This is a genomic window from Mycobacterium sp. 852013-50091_SCH5140682 (assembly GCF_001665685.1).
Lineage (GTDB): Bacteria > Actinomycetota > Actinomycetes > Mycobacteriales > Mycobacteriaceae > Mycobacterium.
The window spans coordinates 1-21902 of sequence record NZ_LZTB01000056.1 but is presented as its reverse complement, the minus strand read 5'-3'; the positions used below and the strand labels follow the sequence as shown (position 1 = coordinate 21902).

At 64.3% G+C, this 21902-nt stretch carries 19 protein-coding genes and 1 pseudogene; 17 read left to right on the top strand and 3 right to left on the bottom strand.

Annotated elements, in window-relative coordinates; translation table 11 throughout:
* Positions 1-483 precede the first annotated feature (483 nt).
* Together A5784_RS16780 and A5784_RS39955 are read right to left on the bottom strand one after the other, a co-directional pair.
* Positions 484-1395, bottom strand: coding sequence for a CHRD domain-containing protein (locus tag A5784_RS16780; protein WP_064946038.1), 912 nt, complete (start codon positions 1393-1395; stop codon positions 484-486).
* A 182-nt stretch (positions 1396-1577) separates the two neighbouring features.
* Positions 1578-1715: pseudogene (locus tag A5784_RS39955) on the bottom strand (sigma factor); the annotation flags it as partial.
* Between the two features lie 253 nt (positions 1716-1968).
* On the opposite strand from A5784_RS39955, the gene A5784_RS16775 reads away from it, so the two are divergent.
* From A5784_RS16775 to A5784_RS16740, 8 genes are all read left to right on the top strand, one after another.
* A complete protein-coding gene (locus tag A5784_RS16775) occupies positions 1969-2154 on the top strand; it encodes a hypothetical protein (protein WP_156750618.1) in 186 nt (61 codons plus the stop codon).
* Positions 2155-2256: 102 nt separating this feature from the next.
* Positions 2257-3765: an APC family permease gene (locus A5784_RS16770; protein ID WP_156750617.1), complete on the top strand. Its 1509-nt coding sequence runs from the start codon at positions 2257-2259 to the stop codon at positions 3763-3765.
* Positions 3766-3870: 105 nt separating this feature from the next.
* On the top strand, positions 3871-5286 hold the full coding sequence (locus A5784_RS16765) for an aldehyde dehydrogenase family protein (RefSeq protein ID WP_197514776.1): 1416 nt from the start codon (positions 3871-3873) through the stop codon (positions 5284-5286).
* Between the two features lie 302 nt (positions 5287-5588).
* Positions 5589-6698, top strand: coding sequence for an NDMA-dependent alcohol dehydrogenase (locus A5784_RS16760; protein WP_064946044.1), 1110 nt, complete (start codon positions 5589-5591; stop codon positions 6696-6698).
* A 35-nt stretch (positions 6699-6733) separates the two neighbouring features.
* Entirely contained in the window at positions 6734-7510 is a 777-nt protein-coding gene (locus A5784_RS16755) for an SDR family NAD(P)-dependent oxidoreductase (RefSeq protein WP_082944892.1), read from the top strand.
* A 38-nt stretch (positions 7511-7548) separates the two neighbouring features.
* Positions 7549-8235 carry a flavin reductase family protein gene (locus A5784_RS16750; RefSeq protein ID WP_082944891.1) on the top strand — a complete coding sequence of 229 codons (687 nt, stop codon included), beginning with the start codon at positions 7549-7551 and terminating at the stop codon, positions 8233-8235.
* A 68-nt stretch (positions 8236-8303) separates the two neighbouring features.
* On the top strand, positions 8304-9695 hold the full coding sequence (locus A5784_RS16745) for an FAD-dependent oxidoreductase (RefSeq protein WP_064946033.1): 1392 nt from the start codon (positions 8304-8306) through the stop codon (positions 9693-9695).
* Between the two features lie 124 nt (positions 9696-9819).
* Positions 9820-10854 carry an EamA family transporter gene (locus A5784_RS16740; RefSeq protein WP_064946032.1) on the top strand — a complete coding sequence of 345 codons (1035 nt, stop codon included), beginning with the start codon at positions 9820-9822 and terminating at the stop codon, positions 10852-10854.
* Between the two features lie 50 nt (positions 10855-10904).
* Here A5784_RS16740 and A5784_RS16735 read toward each other — a convergent pair whose 3' ends face one another.
* Positions 10905-11828: a LysR substrate-binding domain-containing protein gene (locus A5784_RS16735; protein WP_064946031.1), complete on the bottom strand. Its 924-nt coding sequence runs from the start codon at positions 11826-11828 to the stop codon at positions 10905-10907.
* 211 nt (positions 11829-12039) lie between these two features.
* On the opposite strand from A5784_RS16735, the gene A5784_RS16730 reads away from it, so the two are divergent.
* The 9 genes from A5784_RS16730 to A5784_RS16685 all read left to right on the top strand — a co-directional run bounded on the left by A5784_RS16730 (position 12040) and on the right by A5784_RS16685 (position 21471).
* Positions 12040-13506 carry a 2-hydroxymuconic semialdehyde dehydrogenase gene (locus A5784_RS16730; RefSeq protein WP_064946030.1) on the top strand — a complete coding sequence of 489 codons (1467 nt, stop codon included), beginning with the start codon at positions 12040-12042 and terminating at the stop codon, positions 13504-13506.
* Positions 13503-14312: a 2-keto-4-pentenoate hydratase gene (locus A5784_RS16725; RefSeq protein ID WP_232006082.1), complete on the top strand. Its 810-nt coding sequence runs from the start codon at positions 13503-13505 to the stop codon at positions 14310-14312. Before A5784_RS16730 ends, A5784_RS16725 begins: the two co-directional genes overlap by 4 nt.
* Position 14313: 1 nt before the next feature.
* Entirely contained in the window at positions 14314-15270 is a 957-nt protein-coding gene (locus tag A5784_RS16720) for an acetaldehyde dehydrogenase (acetylating) (protein WP_064946029.1), read from the top strand.
* Positions 15267-16322 (top strand): 4-hydroxy-2-oxovalerate aldolase, encoded by a 1056-nt coding sequence (gene dmpG / locus A5784_RS16715; RefSeq protein ID WP_064946041.1) that lies wholly within the window; start codon positions 15267-15269, stop codon positions 16320-16322. Before A5784_RS16720 ends, dmpG begins: the two co-directional genes overlap by 4 nt.
* Positions 16319-17089, top strand: a complete 771-nt coding sequence (locus A5784_RS16710) for a 2-keto-4-pentenoate hydratase (RefSeq protein WP_064946028.1) — start codon at positions 16319-16321, stop codon at positions 17087-17089. Before dmpG ends, A5784_RS16710 begins: the two co-directional genes overlap by 4 nt.
* Positions 17090-17115: 26 nt before the next feature.
* Positions 17116-17532 (top strand): RidA family protein, encoded by a 417-nt coding sequence (locus tag A5784_RS16705; protein ID WP_064946040.1) that lies wholly within the window; start codon positions 17116-17118, stop codon positions 17530-17532.
* On the top strand, positions 17529-18050 hold the full coding sequence (locus tag A5784_RS16700; protein ID WP_064946027.1) for a 3-hydroxyanthranilate 3,4-dioxygenase: 522 nt from the start codon (positions 17529-17531) through the stop codon (positions 18048-18050). The genes A5784_RS16705 and A5784_RS16700 overlap by 4 nt, the downstream gene beginning before the upstream one ends.
* Positions 18047-19069, top strand: a complete 1023-nt coding sequence (locus A5784_RS16695; protein WP_064946039.1) for an amidohydrolase family protein — start codon at positions 18047-18049, stop codon at positions 19067-19069. Before A5784_RS16700 ends, A5784_RS16695 begins: the two co-directional genes overlap by 4 nt.
* 755 nt (positions 19070-19824) lie before the next feature.
* Complete coding sequence (locus A5784_RS16685) at positions 19825-21471, top strand: APC family permease (protein WP_064946025.1); 1647 nt, start codon at positions 19825-19827, stop codon at positions 21469-21471.
* The last annotated feature ends 431 nt before the right edge of the window (positions 21472-21902 follow it).

The window sequence follows — 21902 nt, the reverse complement described above, 5'->3', positions numbered from 1 at the left end:
TATGCGATCGTCGGCAGCGTCAGATGTGTATAAGAGACAACAGCAGCCAGGGTGGCGAAACGATTCAACATGCGGGTTTATGCGCCTCTCGTGGTTGAAATCCGGGGAACGACATAGAGCTTCGGATCCCGGTACTACCGGGTATCTGTCGCGTGGAATCGAGCCTCATGGCGGACCTAGCTGCTGATCCGCTGGCCATGCCACACGTCAACGGCACCTGCCCGTATGTGTGCTCATCAATGACGTTCCTTCCGCAGTGCGACGATCGCTAGAAGTTAGCGGAAACGGACGTTCGTGATACCGGCAAAAATCGACATGATTCCAAATGCGCCGATCCACCGTAGAGCCCGCTCGACGGCTGGCTCAGCGGCTGTGGTGCAGCGACAGTCGCGCTTACCGCAACCAGACCGCCTCAGCCTCAACGTATCTCGTGGAGGCTATGAGGTTACTATCGTACGGCTCTACGATGCGGCAAGATCCGGACTATGAGGTGATGTTCCCGCACAGGATCGGTGCGAAGAACATCGTCGGCTTGCCGTCCTTCTCGATCTCGTCATGAGATCCCAAGTGCACGTTGACATACCAGCCAGAAGCCGGTGGCGCTTCAGTGACGTTGTCGATGATCGTCGTCGATTCGGCGACCCCGTCCTTCGATGCGACCAGGTCGTTGAGGTGATATTTCACAGGTCCCTGGGCGCTGCACGATCCCAGGTGGATGTGCACCGCGTGTGCGCTTCCAGGTACGAGTCCCGTAGTCCTGACCGGCACGGTGAGTGTCTTGGCCGTCGGGTCGTATTGCAGAATCGCCTGACTCTGCGGATGATCGCCGAACTGGGGCAGGGGTGCCATCTGCAGCGTGGACGACATCGCCGGGTCGACGTCGGCGCACGAGATCGGCATGTAACTGGGGGATCCGGGGTCTCCCATGTCTTCGACCGATGCGAGGTGAATGTTGAGGAGAGTGCCTGCGGTCAGCCCCTTGCCAGAGGGTTGCGTGCTCTGGACCGCGGTGTTGATGACGCCCTTGTCGTCGGCGGTGACGTTGCCGAAGGGAATCACGACGTCGCCCTGCTTCGCGCAACTGCCGTCATGAATGTGCATGGCATGGCTGCTGCCCGGCGTGAAGCCGGACATCTGCAACTTGGCGGTGACGAGCTTTGACCCTGGGTCCCAACTGAGGTTGACCGTTCCGGACGGTTCGTTACCCAGGGGGACGATGATCTGCCCTTGGCCGGACGCCGCCGCGGTCGTCGTCGTGGCCTGCCCCGCGGTGGTCGTGGTCGCGGGCGGCGATGTCGTGCTTGACGACGTCGAGTTCGACCCGCACCCGGCGGCGACGGCTACGACAGCAGCGGTGACGATAATCGGTGCCTTCAATCCCGCGCATGTACCCATGCTCGTGTACCTCTCGATGGTGGCGGCACGATCAAATGGACTGTTCGAGCTGTTCAAGCGTACAAAGCGCACACGGGTCCAAGAGGCAGAATGCCGATTTGTTGTCCGCGATGGTGCACCGATAAGTCACTTTGACGCCGGACGCCGACTCATTGCGGTCGGAGCTTCGAACATCACTGGGTCATCGTTCGCGTTATCGCTTGCCGAATCCACCAGGTGGCGTAGGTGTAAAACCCGTAACCCTGTGCGTGGTCGAACTTCTCGACCTCACATACGAGCCCCAGACCGCCTGCTTGAACGAGATCCAAAAAGGCTGTACCGCATCAGGTCACGACGCTGCTCCTCGGCGCTCATCGAGACCGCGTCATCGACCGCCTTGCGGAAGTCACGCATCGAGTCGGCCGACGCGACCAGCCGAGTGCCGGCAAAAGCCTGCCACAGCGCATCGGATTCCTTGTCGTCCCAACCGAAGCCGTCGGAGGCCTTGTCCTTGTCGGGTGTCCATCGGTCGCTGTCGGTGTTCGCGCCCTCATGCGTTCGAAGCCGTTACGGCGGATGCGCTGCTCGGACCGGATGACGATCGGGCAGAGCGGCAAAGCCTCCAGAGCCTTGGCATGGCGGGAAGATATCGCCGGCGTCGGCGGGATTGTTGCCGCCGACCCCATCGGCATCATGTCTTCAGGGATGGACGGCACCGTCTCTGGCCATGCTGACTTCGCTGAACTCATGCTCAATTCAGGATATCGATTCCATGATTAGGCATTGGACAGACCGGAATTGGTTCGGCAGAGTTCCATCAGCTGCCGACGTTCCGATCAGAGGGACGTCCCTAAGCGCCACAACAAAACTCAGGAGCCAGACGTGCCCGAAGACGCGCATGTGACCACCTCGCACTCACGATCCCGGAACCTGCGACTGTGGGAAGTCATGGGGTTGTCACTGGCCTCCGTTGGACCCATGATGGCCCTGTCGGCCAATGCGCAGGCAATGGTCGGCTACGTCGGCGCAGCTATTCCGATGGCGTTCGCCTGTGCGGCCGGCGGTGTGCTCCTGATCGCGCTCGGCTTCGCGATCTTGTCGCGACGTACGGCTCACATGGGGAGCGTCTACGGACTGGTGGGGAGAGCGATCGGACCGCGCAGCGGTCTGTTCAGCGGCGTCGCGATTCTCGGTGCTTACATCTCGCTCGCGACGTGTTGCGGCGGCATTTTCGCGGCGACGTTCAACTCCCTGCTGCAGCAGATTCAGGTATCCGACCGGCCGTTCCAGTTGCCGTGGATCGTACCGGCGTTGGCGTGCGACGCCGTCGCTGCGACCCTCGTGTTCGCCGGCACCTCGACCGTTGCCCGGGTGCTGCTGATCAGCGAGCTGGTAGGGGTCGCACTGGCGCTCGTGCTGACGGTCTCCATATTCGCGTCAGGTGGTTCCACGTCGACGGGGCTCGACGTGACATCGGCCCTGGACCTCGGAGGTGTCGCCTCCTCCGCACTTCTCGCGGCGGGGGTGATCGGGTTCCTCGCGTGGGCGGGATTCGAAGCGGGAGCGGCGTTGGGGGAGGAGACCGCCAACCCGAAGCGGAACATCCCCCTCGCGTTGGTCGGCGTCGTCGCCCTTGTGGGCCTGCTCTACTTCGTCGTGATGATCGCGCAGGTGTGCGGGTTCGGCACCGACGCATCCGGTCTCAAAGCCATTGAAAGTTCCGGCAGCACGTTGGGCGATCTCGGCACCCGCTACCTCGGCACAGGGTTCAGCATCGCGATCGTCGTGACTGTCTGCGTCTCCGCATTCGCCGGAAACCTCGCCCTCGCCTCAGCCGCCGGACGGATCATCTTCGCCCTGGCACGCGACGGTGTCGGTCCGAAGGTGCTGGCCAAGACCAACGCCAGGATGGGCACGCCGGTTAGCGCCATCATGACCGTCATCGTCCTGTGTGCGATGTTCAACGCCGTCGGGTTTGCGACGGGGTTCACGAACATGGGAACGGGCAACGATGCGATCGACGCCTACATTTTCTTCGCCTCGATCGGGTCGGTCGCGTTGCTCGTCAGCTACCTGACCGTGCAAGTAGCCGCGATCCGCCAGTCCTTCAATGAATTCCGTACTGGTCCCGCAGTGGGCATGTTCGGGCTGCTCACGCTGGGCGGTGTCGGCGTGGTGCTCGTACTGCTGGCGAACCTGCGCGCGCAGGAGAGCATCTGGACCGGACCGGCGACTTGGGGTTTGTTGTGGTGCGGCCTCGGCTTGGCTCTCGCGGTGCTCAGTGACAGCGCGAAAGCACAGCGGATTCAGAGCTCCCTGCAGTCGGACCCGCAGTCCGATGTCGGCGAGGTGCTGCCGGCGGAAGCAGGTGTTCTCGCGAAGGACCAGTGACCCGCTGACCTGATACCCACAGGCAACAACCCGACACCGTGGGGATCGGCAATGTCGCCGGTCCGCCATGGTGGCACGACAACCGAAACCGAAGGATTAATGCAGATGCAGTTGCAGCACTTTGTGAACGGCAAGATGCTCGGTGGCGAAGACCTGTTCGAGATAGTCAACCCGTCTACGGCTGAGATCATCACGCACGCACCGCTGGCGCCACCGGACGTGGTGGATGCTGCGGTACGGGCGGCAGGGGATGCGTCGGCCAGCTGGGGCGAGCAGACGCCGGGGTATCGCGCGGCGGCGCTGCTGGAGCTCGCCCAGGCGGTGGAGAACGACCTGGGCCACCTGCTCGATCTCGAAGTCGAGAACGCTGGACTGCCGATCACCCCGTACGCCGACGATCTGTCCTGGGGTGTGGACGTGATCCGGTATACCGCCGGCGCAGCGCGCGTCGTCGAAGCTCCGGCTGCCGGCGAGTACATCAGCGGGTGCACCTCGATGGTGCGGCGGGAACCGCTGGGTGTGGTGTGCTGCATCGCCCCGTGGAATGACCCTCTTCTGCTGGCGCTGACCAAGCTGGCCCCTGCGCTGGCCACCGGCAACACCGTCGTGCTGAAACCGGCACCCAACACCCCGATGACCGCGGTACGCCTGGCCGAGTTGGCGGCGGACATCCTGCCGCCGGGGGTGCTCAACGTGGTGCTGGGCGGGCAATCAACCGGAGAGGCGCTGATTGAGCATCCCGGGATCGACGCGGTCGCCTTCACCGGCTCGGTGGACACCGGCAAGCGGATCGCCGAAATGGCGGCCCGGACGTTGAAGAAGACCGTACTCGAGCTTGGCGGCAAGTCGCCCGTGGTGGTTTTCGCCGACTCGAATATAGAGAGAATCGCCGAGACGATCTCCAGCCTGGGGTTCTACAGCGCGGGCCAGAACTGCATAGCAGCGACACGGGTTCTCGTGGAGGAGAGTGCGCGCGACGAACTCGTGCAGCACCTCGCCAAGCGGGCTCAGGCTCTGATCATCGGCGACGCGCGGTCCCCAGAGACGACACTCGGACCGCTCATTTCGGCGCGGCAACGAGAGAACGTCGAAGGATTCTTGAACAGGCGGGAGTCGCATGTCGAGATCGTGACCGGCGGAGGCCGGCCAGCAGGGCTCGCAGGCTTCTTCCTCGAGCCCACCATCGTCACGGGTCTGCGCGAGGGTGACGAGATGGCTCGAGAGGAGATCTTCGGTCCGGTCCAGACGGTGGAGACCTTCCGCGACGAGGACGAGGTCATCCGGCGTGCGAACGCCAATCGGTTCGGACTCGGGGGATCGGTGTGGACGCGCGACGTCGCTCGCGCACTGAGAGTGGCCCGGGGTATCAAGGCAGGCAGCGTCTGGGTGAACACCCACGCGGCGGTCGCCACGGAGCTGCCCTTCGGCGGCTTCAAAGCCTCAGGGTACGGCCGCGAGTTCGGCGCCAGCCTCGATGAGTTCACGGGCACCAAGCACGTCGGGATCAGCATCGAAGAGTGAGGTCGGCGATTTATGTATCCCGGGATGCCGCTTTGCGCCGGATGGCGTGGATCTCGGGTGTCATCCGCTGAGCGATCGCTCTCGAGGCATGCGCTAAACGGCATGCCGAATGTGAAATTGGGCATTGGACAGGTCCCCAACAGGTTGGGCAAGCTTCCAACAGTTAGGGGAACAGTTGGGACAGTACGGATTCAGCAAGGCGAGACCGGATGTCCGGGAGTCGAAATGGAACTCGGAACAGCTGGTCGAACTCCGTTCTCTGACAGTTCCCTACGGCAAATATGGAAAGGGCATTCACTACCGTGAAGACGAAAGCCGCAGTGCTGTGGGAGAGTCCTGGCAATTTTGAGGTGACCGAGTTGGAACTCGACCCTCCGAAGATCGGCGAGGTTCTGGTCGAGTACCACCACGCTGGCTTGTGCCATTCCGACGAGCATCTGCGGCACGGTGACCTACCCACCCCGCTCCCGATCGTCGGCGGACACGAAGGCAGCGGAGTAGTCGTGGAGGTCGGCTCTGGCGTTACACGGGTCAAACCCGGAGACCACTTCGTCACGTCTTGGATGCCCGGGTGCGGACACTGTCGGTTCTGCCATATGGGCAAGAACAACCTCTGCGACAACGGGGCATTCATCCTTGCCGGCACGATGCTCGACGGGACGCAGCGACTGCACGGGCGCGGAATGAGTATGGGCTCCATCGATGTGGTCGGTGCGTTCTCGCAGTACAACGTCGTCCCGGAGGCCTGCGTCATCCCCATCGCAGATGATGTGCCGATGGACGTCGCCGCGCTGACGGCCTGCGGAGTACCGACCGGTTGGGGGTCGGCCGTCAACGCGGCGGATACTCGGCCGGGGGACTTCGTCGTCATCTTCGGCGTCGGCGGTATAGGTATCAACGCCGTTCAGGGCGCCGCGTTCGCGGGGGCGGGGGTCGTAGTGGCCGTGGATCCGATTTCTTTCAAGCGGGATATGGCGCTGAAGTTGGGCGCCACGCATGCCTTCGAGAACGCGGCCGAAGCACACGAGTTCGTCATGTCCTCGACCCGGGGACAGGGTGCGGATGCAGCGATCGTCACGATCGGCGTTGCGACCACGCAGATCGCCTCAGAGGCATTCGGCATCGTGCGCAAGGGCGGCACGGTCGTGATTACCGCGGTATGCAATCCGTCGGTCGAGCTGCAGGTGTCCATGCTCGAACTCACGCTCTACGAGAAGCGAGTCATCGGAAGCCTTTTCGGATCCAGCAACCCTTACCTGGCCATTCCCAAGTTCATCGAGTTGTACCAGCAGGGGCACCTGAAACTCGAAGAGTTGATCACCAACCGGTATCCGCTGGACAACATCAACGACGGCTACGACGACATGTTGGTCGGTAGGAATATCCGTGGCCTTCTCGATATCGACCACTGAAACCCTTGTCGCTACACCTATTAGGAGAACTGAACATGACCGATATGTCTGGGCGGGTAGCGCTTGTTACCGGGGGATCCTCGGGTATCGGACTGGCGACAGTGCGCAAGCTGACCTCCCTCGGAGCCCACGTTGTGTCGGGCGATCTGACGGCGTTCCCCGAGGCCCTGGATGGTGTAACAGGCGTCGTGGCAGACCTCTCGACAGCTGACGGATGCGCCGCGCTCATCGACCGGGTGCGGGACGAGTGTGGCCGACTCGACGCGATTGTGAACAATGTCGGTATCGCACCAACGCGTGACGGCTTCGAAGCGATCACCGACGACGACTGGCTGCTGCTCTGGAACGTCAATGTGATGAGCGCGGTTCGCGTTACGCGAGCGGGCATTCCGATGCTGCGTAAGTCGGGCAGCGGCTCGGTCGTCATGACCTGCTCGTCGACAGCGCGTGTAGTAGACCCGTACTTCGTCGACTATGCGGCGACCAAGGCGGCCCTACTGGCGATCACGCGCGGTTTGGCCGAAGAGCTCGGCACTGACGGGATCCGGGTGAACGCGGTATCCCCAGGGTCGATCCGAACACCGCTGTGGGACAAGCCCGGAGGATTCTCCGAGCAGCTCGCGCACCGCCTCGGTGGCGACGTCGAGAGCGCGATCGAGCGGTACGTCCGAGAGGAGCGTCGGATCACACTGGGCCGGCCGGGCAGCGCCGAGGACGTGGCAAACACGATCGCGTTCCTGGTGTCCGACGAGGCCTCCTACATCACAGGAGCAGACCTGCCCGTGAACGGCGGCAGCGTCAAACACATCTGATCCGAGGAGATCAGAGAAGAACCAAGAGAGGATCCGGGATGACAAACGCAGCAGCGCCGACGTTCGTAGACGTCGACCCCGCGCATTGGGACAGTATGTACGCACTCAGCTCGACGCCCGCCGTCGTGACGACAGTCGACCCAAACGGGCACGTCAACGCGGCGGCGCTGGGCGCGGTAGTGCGCATCTCCCACGACCCGGTAGCGATCACCTTCACCATCGGCCTCGGCAGAGATACGACCTACAACGTCTCCGCCACTGGCGAATTCGTCGTCAACATCCCGTCGTTCAACCCCGAGGAGCTGCGCTCGATGTGCCTCACCGGCGCCGACCTTGCGCCGGGGAAGAACGAGTTGGACTACGCCGGCCTCACCGCCATGGACAGCCGGATCGTCAAGCCTCCGCGCATCGCCGAGTACAACCGCCACTTCGAATGCCGTGTCCTGTGGAACATGCAGTGGCGCGACCGGCTCACCGTCGTCGGTGAGGTGGTGGCAGCATCCTGCTCGTCGGACGTGATCGACGCCAATGGCGAACTCGTTTGGGACGTGGCCCGCCCGATGACGTACTGCGGCGGCCCTTATGGTCTGACGTTCACTCCGTCGTTCGAGCGCACGACCGTCAAAGTCGGATCCGAGGTCGATGATCTGATGTCCAGCCTTCGCCCCACCCCGCCAGGGTATGCGGGCGTCATGGTGGGTCGCGCATCGGGCGAACGGCAGTAGGTGCGCTCTCGAATCAGAATAGTAAGCAAGACAAGGCGTTTCACATCGAGCCAGATAGGGAGCTACCCATGAATGATGATGGCACCGCCAACCGCAACGTTTTTGATGTCGTGGTGATCGGGGGTGGGATAGCGGGTCTGAGCGCTGCGCTGTCCGCTGCCGAGAGCGGCGCCGAGACGGTGCTGTTGGAGAAGCAGCCACTGCTGGGTGGCAGCACCGCGATGAGCGGCGGGCTCTTCGCATTCGCCGATACCGACGAGCAGCAAGACATGGGGATCAGCGATTCTCCGCAGCGCCTGCAACAGGACTTGATCGACGCCGGCGGAGCCCGGAACGACGTGCAGCTGGTTCAAGCGTATGCCTCTGGCCAGGCCGATGTGCGGCTGTGGATGAAAGCGAAAGGCGTCACCTTCGACGCGGTCAAGGTCGGCGCGGGCCAGAGCGTCGCTCGCAGCCACCACACCCGTATCCGGGAGCTGCTCAACACCTTCCGTACTGCGTTCCTCGACACCGGCCGAGGCCGCATCCTGTCGCAGCACCGCGCGGTTCGTCTCGAGCGTGACGGGTCTCGCGTCGCCGTCGTGGTGGCGGAGACCCCGGACGGGAGAGCACAGTTCGCCGTCCGCGGTGGCGTGGTGATCGCGACGGGCGGGTTCAGCCGCTCGCAGGAACTGCTCGAGACGTTCGTCCCGGGTCAAGCAGGTGCGCTGCCGTACGGTGGTCTCGGGAACACCGGTGACGGATTGAAGATGGCGTGGCGGCTGGGTGCAGGATTCCGAGGCATGGGTTATGTCACGGGCACGTACGGCTCGCATCCCGAGACCGGCCCGGAAGAGAGCGAGCTCCTGTGTTCGTTCTACATGGGCGGCATCATCGTCAACATCGGCGGTCAGCGATTCGTCGACGAGTCCCTGTCGTACAAGGCGATTGGCGACGTGTGCCTCCGCCAGGCTGAAGGCTTGGGCTTCCAGGTGTTCGATGCTCAGGTCCGCGCCAAGTCGGTGCCAGGGGTCGCGTTGAGTGATATCGACTTCCTCGAGGACAAAGGACGGCTGTTCATCGCGGACACCCTCGAGGAGCTGGCCGCTGCGGCGGGGATCGACGGTCCAGAGCTGGTGAAAACGATCGAGCGCTACAACGAGAACGTGCGTCGTGGACTGGTAGACGAGTTCGGCCGAGATTCATTGTGCAACCATGTCGGCGAGCGCCTCCAGATCACTGAACCGCCGTTCTACGCCTACCCGGCTAAGACACTGATGACTTCGACGATGTGCGGGTTGACGATAACCCCCAAAGCCGAGGTGCTCGACGTCGACGGAGACGTCATCGAAGGTCTGTACGCTGCAGGCGAAGTCGCGGGCGCGTTCCACGGTCAGACACCGATGACAGGCGCTTCGCTCGGCATGGGTGTCCTGTTCGGACGTACGGCCGGTCGGGAGGCAGCCCAGCGTGGCCGGTAGCGGTCGATCTGCAGACGCTGAGTGAGAGCGGTTGATTCCGAATGACACTGGGGAATCATGTTGTGCTGCTGAGTGTGAAGACGCGGACCGCCACCGGTTCCTACCTGTCCTGCAGACCGTCGCGGTGGCGCGCAAGCCCGAGGCCGCCGAGGTGACAGATCCGCGTGGGGCAAAGTCGGTCGCGATCGCACTGGTGGTGTCGGCAACCTTGCTATTCGCGTTGAACAGTGGCTTGAGCAGGGTCCTGCTGCGCTCGGAAATCCAACCCACTACCCTCATTTCGTTCCGATTGACGATTACCGTGGCGCTGTTGGCCGGGTGGGCGGCAGTGACATCTCCAGGCTCGCTGCGCCCTCCACGTGGTCGCCTCGTCGCAATTGTCGCTGTCCACGGGGTTGTCGGTGTAGCAGCTCTGCAAACCCTGTTTCTCATCGCCGTGGACCGGCTCACCCTGGGCTTGGCGCTGACCGTGCAATACATGGCGCCTCTCGGAGTGGCACTGTGGGTCCGGTATGCACAGCGCAGCAGGCTGCCGAGAAGGGTATGGCTCGGACTCGGGCTTTCACTCCTGGGTTTGGCTGCGATCACTCAGATCTGGAACGGCCTCACCGCAGACCCGGTGGGACTGATCGCTGCGATAGCCTCAGCTAGTTGTTTCGCAACCTATTTCATCGTGGGTGAGATCGCTGCACGCCGCACAGCCACACTGCGCCTTCTCATCTGGTCATTCTTAGCCGGAGCCGTTGGACTCACGGTCATTGCTCCGCCGTGGCAGCTCGTGAATCGACTCGGGGCGGACGTGACTCTCCAGGGAAGACTCGACGACATACATGCCCCACTGTGGGTTGCACTGGCATGCTTCGTGATTGTCGGCACGGTGGTGCCCTATGTGATGGTGCTGGTCTCCATGCGTCGACTCTCCGCCACCGTTGTCAGCAACTTGCACATGCTGGAGCCCGCGGCCGGATTCGCGATCGGCTGGCTCTGGTTCTCCGAACCGATGGCAGCGATAGCGGTCATCGGTTGCACGGCGGTGATCGCCGGTGTGTTGCTGACACAGAGAGGCACCCGGGCTGTTTCGGATGCCGGCTCCGGCCCCGTCGAAGCTGATTCCTCGGGCTGTGAGGACACGCAGAGGTGTGGGCTCGGCACGAGTTGAGGGTTCCGTAGTCGGCAATGCTTGCGTCGCCGCACACAAGCCAGGGCACGTCAATGTTCGAGAAATCTCGCAGTCAGTTTGAGACTGTCGATCAACGCCACGGCGGAAGGACTCAACGCCCGACTGCTGGCCGTTGTGATACCGACGCTGTGGCCAATGTTGTCCAGGGGTACGGCCAGTGGTTGAAGATTCCTGGCATCGGCTGCGATCAGGCTGGGTAGCGCGGCGACGAAGTTGTCCACCATCAGGAGTTTGCGGATCGTGAGAAATGATGTCGCCTCGATGCGGTTCTGCGGCAGTTCGAGGTCGTGACGCGCGAAGAACTCTTCCAGTTCACGGCGCAGGATCGTTTCGCTTCCGGGAAGGATCCACGGGTAACTGATCAGTTCGCGCAGATCGACCGTGGGCACCTTTGCCAGAGGATGTTGCGAATTGCTGAAGATGCGGACGGTCTCGCTGTACAGCGGTGTGCGCGAGAGGAATTCCGTTGTCGGCGACGTAAGCCGACCGACGATCACATCTACCCGCCCACCCTCGAGTTCGGCCAGCAGCGCGGCCGGTGTGCCCTCGCGCACGATGACCGTGAGCGACGGTCGCTCGTTCTTGAGCCGTCCGATCGCCACTGGTAGCAGGACGCTAGATCCAGCGAGGTGTGTTCCCACGACCACGGTGCCGCGCTCAGCGTCGGCGAGTTCGACTATATGGCGGCTGGCTTGGTTCAACTGCGCCAGGACGGCGCGCGCGTGTTCGGTAAAGGCCTGGCCGAAGATCGTGGGTGTAATCCCGCGGGGGCCGCGGTCGTAGAGCGACACGCCGAGGATCTCCTCGACATCCTGCAGCCCTCTGGTGGCCACCGGTTGCGTGATGTGTAGCTCGGCGGCAGCGCCGATCACTGAGCCCTGCCGTGTCAGCGCATCGAGAAGCAACAGATGACGGATCTTCAACCTACCGTCCAGAAGTTTCGGCAGGTTCACTATCCCGATTTCCTTGCTGCCATTCGTTTGTCCGTACCTATGCTCATCGACGCATGATAGAAGCCGCGATCTCTTGAGGACAGGCATATCTCGGATCTGTCCACGCGACGCCGGCCGCCGGCCGCAGTACCGGCGGCAATGCCTGAAACCGCATATGCCAACCGCGATTTAGCATTTGTCAGGCCCGATCGCGCGCCCTGATCATGAACACATGGCAGACACGGCCCAGCTATGGGTTCGCAATTTCGTCGATGGTGTGTTCATCGAACCTGACGAAAGCGCGTGGTACGACAACATTGATCCTGCGACCGGAGCGTCGGTCGGTCACGTTCACGCCGCCGACGAGAAGCTGGTGGACCGCGCCGTCACCTCTGCTCGGCGCGCTGTCACCGCCTGGGCGCAGACGCCGGTCGCCGAGCGGGCCGCGCTGCTGCGCCGGGCTGCCGACCGCATCGAGGAACGCTTCGAGGAGTTCGTGGCCGCGGAGGTAGGTGACACCGGCAAGCCCGTCACCCAGGCCCGGGCGCTGGATGTGCACCGCGCACCGCAGAACCTCCGCAGCTTTGCCGACACGGTGGCCGCCGCCGGCCAGGAGTCGTTCATCACCGAGATCGGCGACGGCCGACGCGCCCTGAACTACGCCGTGCGCAAACCCCTTGGCGTCGTGGCGATCATCGTGCCGTGGAACCTGCCGCTGCTCCTGCTGACCTGGAAGGTAGCGCCCGCTCTCGCGTGCGGGAACGCAGTGGTCGTCAAACCGAGCGAAGAGACCCCCTCCACGGCAACGCTTCTCGCGGAGGTGCTGGCCGAAGTCGGTCTACCGGCAGGGGTTTTCAACGTGGTGCACGGCCGCGGCGAGGTGGGGGAGTTCCTGACCCGGCATCCTGGCATCGACGGCGTCACCTTCACCGGCTCGTCGGCCACCGGCGCGCGCGTGATGAGCACCGTCGCGCCGCGGGTACGGCCGGTCTCCTTCGAACTTGGCGGAAAGAACGCCGCGGTGGTGTTTGACGACGTGGACCTCAGCGAGACGCTCGACGGTCTGACGCGGTCCATATTCACCAACACCGGCCAGGTGTGCCTGTGCACCGAGCGGGTCTACGTCCAGCGCGGCATCTTCGACGACGTCGCCGACGGACTGACCAAGCGCGCCTTGGAGCTGACGCTGGGCCGACCCACCGACGAGGCGACCACTACGGGCCCGCTCATCTCCGCGGCGCACCGCGACAAGGTGCTGCGCTACTTCGAGCTGGCTCGGCACGAGGGTGCGGAAGTGCTCGTCGGCGGAGACGTGCCCGATCTCGGCGCCGAGCTGAACGGCGGCTCTTGGATCGAGCCGACGCTGTGGACCGGCCTGACCAACGCCGCCGCCACCGTGCGGGAGGAGATCTTCGGCCCCGTGGCCGCGCTGATCCCCTTCGACGACGAGAACGAGGCGGTCGCCATGGCCAACGACACGGAATACGGTCTGGCCGCGGCGGTGTGGACCAACGATCTGCGGCGCGGGCACCGCGTCGCGCAGGCGATGAACGTGGGCATGTCCTGGGTGAACACCTGGTTCCTGCGGGACCTGCGGTCGCCGTTCGGTGGCATGGGCCTGTCGGGCCTCGGCCGCGAAGGCGGCGCGTCGTCGCTGCACTTCTACACCGAGCCCACCAACGTCTGCGTGCAGCTGTGACGGCCGCCGATCTCGCGGTGTCGCAGGCCGCCGTGCTTGACGCCGCCGATCGTCTGCGCACCGCTGCGAGCACCGGAAACCCGTGCGCACCGGTACGAGACTTGTTGGGCGCCGGTGGAATCGAAGCGGCCTACAGCGTGCAACGCATGCTCGTCTCCGAGCGCGTCGCCGGGGGAGCCCGCGTCGTCGGCGCCAAGATCGGTCTCACGGCGCCCGCGGTCCAGCAGCAGTTCGGCGTGTTCGAGCCCGACTTCGGCGCTCTGCTCGACGACATGGTCTACGCCCACCGCCAGTCGGTGCCGTGGGGCAGGTTCCTGCAGCCTCGCGCGGAGGGAGAGATCGCGTTCGTCCTCGGTCGCGACATCGACAACCCGGGCGCAACGGTGGCCGACGTGCTGTTGGCCACCGAGTTCGTGCTGGCGGCCATCGAGATCGTCGACTCGAGGATCACCGGCTGGGACCTGACCATCGCCGATACCGTCGCCGACAACGCCTCGGCGGGCGCGGTGGTGCTCGGCACCACGGCGCACAAGCTGCTCGGGCTCGACCTGACACGGATCGGCATGGTGTTCGAGTGCAACGGGGAGCCGGTCTCGCATGGCGCCGGGCACGCCTGCCTCGGATCGCCGGTCGCAGCGGTCGCCTGGCTGGCGCGCGAGATGTACCGGCGCGGAAGCCCACTGCGAGCCGGAGACACCGTTATGTCGGGCGCGTTGGGACCGATGGTGGCGGTGGAAGCGCCGGGTCGTTTCCGGCTGCGCTTGGACGGGCTGGGCGATGTTGAAGCCGCGATCGAGAGGAATTGACATGGACGACACCGAACTCGCGACCGTGCCGGTGGCGGTCCTCGGATCGGGGAACATCGGCACCGACTTGATGATCAAGATCCTGCGGCTGTCTCCGACGCTGCGGATGGCGGCCATGGTCGGCATCGACGCCGAATCCGACGGGCTGGCGCGGGCGAAGCGGATGAAGGTTCCGACCACCGCAGAGGGAATCGACGGACTGGTCCGGATGCCCGAGTTCGACGACATCCGGTGCATCTTCGATGCCACGTCGGCCAAGGCACACCAGCACCATGCGAAGGTTGCCGCCGAGCACGGCAAGGTGATGATCGACCTCACCCCGGCCGCGATCGGTCCGTACGTCGTGCCGCCGGTCAATCTGGATGCCTTGAGCGACAACGATAATGTGAACATGGTGACTTGTGGCGGTCAGGCCACCATCCCTATCGTCGCCGCGGTCTCGTGCGTCGCCCCGGTCGCCTACGCCGAGATCGTCGCCTCGATCTCCAGCCGCTCGGCCGGTCCGGGCACCCGGGCCAACATCGACGAGTTCACCGAGACCACCACCGCGGCGATCTGCGATGTCGGCGGCGCCGAGCGCGGCAAGGCGATCATCGTGCTGAACCCGGCCGACCCGCCGATCGTCATGCGCGACACCGTGTTCTGTCTCATCGAGCGCCCGCTCACCGCGGCCGACACCGAGGCGATCGCCGCGTCTGTGGCGCAGATGGTTGCCACGGTCACCGAGTACGTGCCCGGCTACCAGCTCAAGCACGAGGTCCAGTTCGAACGTCTCGTCGACGTGTTGGTTCCGGCGCTGGGCCGGCGCGTGACGGGAACCAGAGTCGTTGTCCTGCTGCAGGTTCGGGGAGCGGCGCACTACCTGCCGGACTACGCCGGCAACCTCGACATCATGACCTCCGCTGCGCTGCGCACGGGGGAGCGGATCGCGGAGCTGAGAGGATGGACCCGACGATGACCGGTGACGGCGCGACGCGAATCTACGTGCAGGACGTGACACTGCGCGACGGGATGCACGCGATGAACCACTCCTACAGCGTCGGTCAGGTGCGCAAGATCGTGTCCGCTCTCGACGCCGCGGGAGTCGCCGCGATCGAGATTGCGCACGGCGACGGGCTCGGCGGATCCAGCTCCACCTACGGCTTCGGTGCACACACCGACGCGCAGTGGATCACCGCAGCTGCGGAGTCGGTGCGCGACGCGGTGCTGACCACCCTGCTGCTTCCGGGGATCGGCACGATCCAAGACCTCGGTCGCGCAAGGGATCTCGGAGTTACCAGCGTCCGGGTGGCCACCCACTGCACCGAGGCTGACATCTCCGCCCAGCACATCGCGTGGGCGCGCGAACACGGCATGGACGTCTCGGGCTTCCTGATGATGAGCCACATGACCGGTGCTGCGGAGTTGGCCCGGCAAGCGGCGCTGATGGAAAGCTACGGCGCGCACTGCGTGTACGTGACCGACTCGGGCGGCCGGCTCCGCATGCGAGACGTCGCCGAGCGCATCGACGCTTACCGGTCCGTGCTGGACCCGGCCACGCAGATCGGGATCCACGCGCACGAGAACCTGTCACTGTCGGTAGCCAACACCGTGACCGCCGTCGAGCACGGCGCCTACCGCGTCGACGTGGCGTTGGCCGGCCAGGGCGCCGGCGCCGGGAACTGCCCCGCCGAGGCCTTCATCGCGGTCGCGGAGCTGAGCGGGTGGGAGCACGGTTGCGACCTGTTCGCCGTGCAGGACGCTGCCGACGACCTGGTCCGCCCGCTGCGCTGCCGGCCGGTGCAGGTCGATCGCGAGACGCTGACACTCGGCTACGCCGGGGTCTACTCCAGCTTCCTGCTGCACGCCGAGCGGGCAGCCCAGCGGTTCGGTCTCGACACCCGCAGCATCCTGGTCGAGGTCGGCCGTCGCGGCCTGGTCGGCGGCCAGGAGGACATGATCATCGACATCGCTCTGGACCTCCAGGACCAGAAGCAGGCGACCACTACTGAGGCGGTACCCGTTCCATGAACCATTCGTCGGTATTGGACTCTCTCGCACGACGTCTCGACTGCGCGCAGGTGAATCGCGCGGACACGCCAAGCCTGGCCGACGACATCGAGCTGGACGTGGACGAGGCATATGCGATCCAGGCGCTCCTCATCGGACTGCGCGAGGAGCGCGGCGAGAAGGTCATCGGCACCAAGCTCGGTTTCACCAGCAAGGCGAAGATGGCCCAGATGGGGGTGTCCGAGGTGATCGTGGGCCGACTCACCACCGCCATGCGGATCGCCGACGGCGACGATGTCGACCTGAGCCGCTTCATCCACCCGAAGATCGAACCGGAGGTCGCCTACCGCGTTGGTCACAACTTCGACGCCGACGACGAGACCGCGGATGTTGCGGACTGCGTCCATGCTGTGGCGCCCGCGGTCGAGATCATCGACTCCCGCTACCGCGACTTCCGGTTCACCTACACCGATGTCGTCGCCGACAACACCTCGGCGGCGGCCTTCGCGATCGGGGCCTGGCAGCCGCTGCAACAGGTGGACGACCGCGCCGTCCGTCTCACGGTGGGGCACAACGAGGTTCTCGGTTCCACCTCGGCGATACTCGGTGATCCGGCACGCGCGCTGCACGCCCTTGGCCGGGTATGCCGCGAGCGGCGGATCCCGTTGCGTGCCGGGGACGTCATCCTCGCCGGCGCCGCGACGGCCGCCCTGCCGCTCACCGCCGACGTGGCGCACTGCGACATCGCCGGCCTGGGAACGGTGACTGTGAAGGGAGTCCGGCCGTGACCCGGTCCGGCAGGGTCATCGACGGGATGGCCACGCCTCGGGGCAGGTTCCCGCACGTGAAAGTGGCCGGTGATCTGATCTTCGTCTCCGGCACCAGCTCACGGTGTCCCGACAACAGCTTCGTTGGTGTCGAGGTGGACGAGTTCGGCACCACGACGCTCGACATCCGCGCCCAGACCCGCGCCGTGATCGAGAACATCCGCTCGATCCTCGGCGAGGTGGGTGCCGATCTCGCCGATGCCGTTCAAGTCACCACCTTTCTCGTGAACATGAACGACTTCGGCGGCTACAACGAGGTCTACGGCGAGTTCTTCGACGAAGCCGGTCCAGCACGCACCACAGTGGCCGTACACCAGCTCCCGCATCCGCACCTGCTGATCGAGATTCAGCTCGTCGCCGTCCGGCGCACGACAATCCACCTGCGAACGGAGAACCGACCATGACCGCAATCCCGCCTGTCGTCGACTTCCAGGGGTGGATCAACGAGCACGCCCACCTCCTCAAGCCGCCGGTAAACAACCGCTCCATGGCCCTGGGCGACGACTTCATCGTGCAGATCGTCGGCGGCCCGAACAAGCGGACCGACTTCCACCTCGACCCCTACGAGGAGTGGTTCTACCAACTAAAAGGCGACATCTACGTCACCCTCATGACAGACGACGGTCCCCACGACGTCCACATCCGCGAAGGCCAGGCCTGGCTGCTGCCGCGCAATATCCCGCACTCGCCGCAGCGGCCGACCGAGGGGTCCATCGGCCTGGTCATCGAGCGCGTGCGCGAGGAGGGCACCCTCGAGAAGTTCATGTGGTTCTGTGCCGACTGCAACGCGCTGGTCCACGAGATCGAACTGCAGGTGCGCGACATCGTCGCCGACCTGCCCCCGGTATTCGAGCAGTTCTACAACGACGAAGCGGCGCGCAAATGCCCCGCCTGCGGCGCGCTGCACAAGGGCAGGGCATGACAGGCGCACCTGCGATCATCGATGTCCACACGCATTATGTTCCGAACGGCTGGCCCGACATCACCGCCCAGGCTGGCCCGGACGCGCCGTGGCTACGCATCGAGAGCGAGTCCGAAGCGATGATGATGATGGGGCAGAAGGAGTTCCGCCGCATCCAGTCGAACTGCTGGGATGCCGAGTTACGCCTGCGCGACATGGATGCAGACGGCGTGCAACTGCAGGTCGTTTCACCTACTCCGGCACTGTTCCACTACGGCAGATCCGGTGCGGACGCGGCGAAGATCGCCCAGATCTTCAACGACCTGGCCCTTGACATCGTGGCGCCCGCACCCGACCGGTTCATCCCGTTCTGCCAGGTGCCCCTGCAGGACCCGGACCTTGCCTGCAAGGAGCTGGACCGGTGCCTGGACAACGGGCACCGCGGGGTCGAGATCGGAAACCACGTCGGCGACGCCGATCTCGACAGCGAAGGCGTGGTGACCTTCCTGCAGCACTGCGCACATCGCGACGTGCCCGTGTTCGTACACCCATGGGATATGCCGAGCTCGCCGCGGTTGGATCGGTGGATGGCCCAGTGGCTCACCGCAATGCCCGCCGAGACGCACCTGTCGATCCTGGCGCTGATCCTCGGTGGCGTATTCGACCGCGTCGACGAACGGTTGCGTATTGCGTTCGCGCACGGCGGCGGGTCCTTCCCGTTCTGGGTGGGCCGCATGGACAACGCCTGGCGAGGGCGTCACGACGTGATCGGCACCTCGGAGCACCCGCCGTCGCACTACACGGACCGGTTCTACGTCGACACAGTGGTTTTCGACGATCGGGCACTGCGTCTGCTCATCGACACTGTCGGCCCGAAGAACGTCCTGGTGGGCAGCGACTACCCCTATCCACTCGGCGAACGCCCGGCGGGCAATGTCGTGATGAACAGTCCCTCACTCGACGAGCAGACCCGCTCACTGATCACCAGCGGCAACGCCCGCCGTTTCCTCGGAGAGTCTGCGCTCCCCGCGGCGGGGTGATCGCCCGACGAGCACACGGGCGCGCCTGAGTTGAACTTCGGACTGCGCGCGGAGGCCGGAATTCGAGCGTCGGTCGCGCAAGCGGATTGAAAGAAGTGCATGTCTATTCCATTCTGGGTCGGGCCACGATGACGGTCCACGTTGGTGTTGCGTGGACCTTGGCCGATACGACATCGCACTGGTTCACCGAGTCCGATCGATCCGCGGTGTATTCGGCTTTGGGCGCCGGGGACTCCTATTCCGCCATCCTCCGCACACTCGACATCGCCGTGCAGATGCGACAAGCGCTGCCCGCCAAGCTTGTCGCGGATCTGACGCGCTGGGTCGATGGTTACGCCGGGCACCAGTCCGAGCAGCGACTCCGACAGCTCCTTGAGGCGTACTCGCCCCAGAATTCCCATCGCCGAGACGGTGGCAGGCGCTGTTCCGAACTGCGACGTCACGGATCCACATGGGCGGGTCGGTGACCCGGCGGGTTGGCCCGGGTGAATCCCGGTGGCGACCAGGTGTCGCGGCCGCATCTGATCGACCAGCTGAACTTGGCTGTGCGTCGGCCAATTTCCGAGCCGCGCATGTCAGCTGTGGAAACCGTTGGCCGCCATACCTTCTGGCACATAGCGTGCGCAGGATTTCGCATTTGAACACGCAACTGTGATGGCGAACACTAGCGACATGGAGATTGCTTGCAGAGAACACATCCCGCCGAACCGAGGGAAGCGCCTTCCGCGTTTCTCGCACACGAAGGCGGGTGTCCTGTGACCGAAGCTGATATCGGACCGGCAGACAGAGGCTTGCGGCGCGACATCGGAAAACTTGGACTTCTCTTCGTCAGCTGCGGTGCGATCATCGGATCGTCGTGGCTGTTCGTACCGATCACCGCACTGCAGATCGCCGGACCTTCTGCGATCGTGTCGTGGGTCATCGCGATCGCGCTCATCACAGTCATCATGCTGACCTACTCCGAGTTGAGCGCGATGTTCCCCGTCGCAGGCGGCGTAACCCGGTTCCCGCAGTATTCACACGGTTCGTTCACGAGCTACACCGTCGGTTGGATTACGTGGCTGGGGGTCGCGGCCGTGCCGCCCATCGAAGTGCTGGCGACGCTGCAATACTCGTCGAGCTACGTCGGCGGCCTCTTCCGGCAAGAGGCGGGTACGCCGGTTCTGACCGCCGTAGGCATCGCAGTCGCGGTAGCGCTCATGGGTCTTTACACCGTCGTCAACATTCTCGGCGTCAGATGGTTCGCACGCATCAACAACGTCATGGTGTGGTGGAAGCTCACGACTGTAGCTGTGATGGCGCTGGCCCTGCTGGCAACGTCGTTCGACGGCGATGTGCTGACCGCGTCAGAGACCGGAGGGTTCACGCCATTCGGCTACGGAGCGATATTCGCTGCCGTGTCCTCCGGTGGACTTGTATTCACTTTGATGGGAGCGCGCCAGGCTGTCGAGCTCGCCGCCGAGACGACCAAGCCCAAGGTGAACATTCCCTTCGCGCTGATCGGCTCGATTCTCATCTGTGGCGCCATTCTGATGGCACTGCAGATCGCCGTCGCCGGTTCCATCCCGCGGGACGTATTGACCAGCGGGGGCTGGCACAACCTGTTCGTGAATCACGATATCGGCCCGCTGGCCGGGCTGGCAGGCGCGCTCGGCCTCGTCTGGCTGGTTGTTGTGATCAGAGTGGATGCCGTCGTTTCCCCACTCGACACCGGCCTCATCTACGCGGCGTCGGCGGCGCGCCTGTCGTATGCCCAGGGGCGCAACGGGAATGCGCCGCAGTGGCTCACGCTGCTCAATAAGCGTGGAGTCCCGTGGACATCCATGATCCTGATGTTCGTGGTCGGTTGCTTGTTCTTCCTACCCCTGCCGTCATGGCAGCAACTCGCCGCCTTCATCACCACAGCAACGGTTCTCGCGTTCGGGGCCGGCCCGGTGGTGATGGGTGCCCTTCGTCGCCAGTTGCCTGAGCAGGAAAGGCCGTTCAAGGTGGCCGGCGGCGACGTCGTGCCCTTCTTGGCGCTGCTGGCGGCATCTTTCATCGTGTACTGGGCGGGGTGGTCGACGAACCTGCGGGTGTTCCTTGCAGTCGCCGTCGGATATGTGGTGCTCGCCTTGCACTACCGTTTCGCGCGCGACCGAGCGTTGATCCCGCCGCTGCAGCTACGGGAGGGCGCGTGGATCCTCATCTGGTTCTGCGGCTTGGCCGTCATCAGCTCACTGGGGACCTACGGCGATGGTATGGGCATGCTGAACGGACTGGCCAGTACGGTCGCGATCATTGCGTTGACGGCGGTCGCTTATTGGGTGGGACAGGAGTTTCGACTCAGCACGTCGGAGGTGGAGGACAACATCGAACGCCAGCGGATCGTCGACGCCAGCACGCCATTGGTGGAACTGTGACCGCTGCCGGTCCAGTAGCGATGCCGCGACTCACTGAGTGACCAGTGAGATGAGGAGCGCGACGTGAACGCGCCGTGTCCGCCGATGCGCAATGAGGACTGTGAACGAGAGAAACGCCTTGTCCTACAGACACATCGAGTCTGATGCGTCAAACACTGCGTGGAAGTGATTGCCCGCGTGCTGATGCGGCCACGCCGCGGAGGCAACCAACCGATCAGCGTAAGAGCCGCTTACATCGTCGAGGTTGCGGTATGTCAGGAGACCCCATCGCATACAGGTAACTCTCAGGTAGGGTGATCTCGCTGCATTCAGCAAACGAATTCGGGAAGGTGCCTATGACCGCTCAACCACCGCCAGGGAATTACCCGCCGCCCGGTGGGTACCCGCCCCCTCCGGGGCTGTCTCTTATACACATCTCCGAGCCCACGAGA

Bases quoted from the DNA above. Each gene is read 5' to 3' on its own strand.
- A5784_RS16780 (WP_064946038.1), bottom strand. From the start codon at position 1,395: ATGGGTACATGCGCGGGATTGAAGGCACCGATTATCGTCACCGCTGCT.
- A5784_RS16775 (WP_156750618.1), top strand. From the start codon at position 1,969: ATGACGATCGGGCAGAGCGGCAAAGCCTCCAGAGCCTTGGCATGGCGG.
- A5784_RS16765 (WP_197514776.1), top strand. From the start codon at position 3,871: ATGCAGTTGCAGCACTTTGTGAACGGCAAGATGCTCGGTGGCGAAGAC.
- A5784_RS16755 (WP_082944892.1), top strand. From the start codon at position 6,734: ATGACCGATATGTCTGGGCGGGTAGCGCTTGTTACCGGGGGATCCTCG.
- A5784_RS16750 (WP_082944891.1), top strand. From the start codon at position 7,549: ATGACAAACGCAGCAGCGCCGACGTTCGTAGACGTCGACCCCGCGCAT.
- A5784_RS16745 (WP_064946033.1), top strand. From the start codon at position 8,304: ATGAATGATGATGGCACCGCCAACCGCAACGTTTTTGATGTCGTGGTG.
- A5784_RS16730 (WP_064946030.1), top strand. From the start codon at position 12,040: ATGGCAGACACGGCCCAGCTATGGGTTCGCAATTTCGTCGATGGTGTG.
- A5784_RS16720 (WP_064946029.1), top strand. From the start codon at position 14,314: ATGGACGACACCGAACTCGCGACCGTGCCGGTGGCGGTCCTCGGATCG.
- dmpG (WP_064946041.1), top strand. From the start codon at position 15,267: ATGACCGGTGACGGCGCGACGCGAATCTACGTGCAGGACGTGACACTG.
- A5784_RS16710 (WP_064946028.1), top strand. From the start codon at position 16,319: ATGAACCATTCGTCGGTATTGGACTCTCTCGCACGACGTCTCGACTGC.
- A5784_RS16705 (WP_064946040.1), top strand. From the start codon at position 17,116: ATGGCCACGCCTCGGGGCAGGTTCCCGCACGTGAAAGTGGCCGGTGAT.
- A5784_RS16700 (WP_064946027.1), top strand. From the start codon at position 17,529: ATGACCGCAATCCCGCCTGTCGTCGACTTCCAGGGGTGGATCAACGAG.
- A5784_RS16695 (WP_064946039.1), top strand. From the start codon at position 18,047: ATGACAGGCGCACCTGCGATCATCGATGTCCACACGCATTATGTTCCG.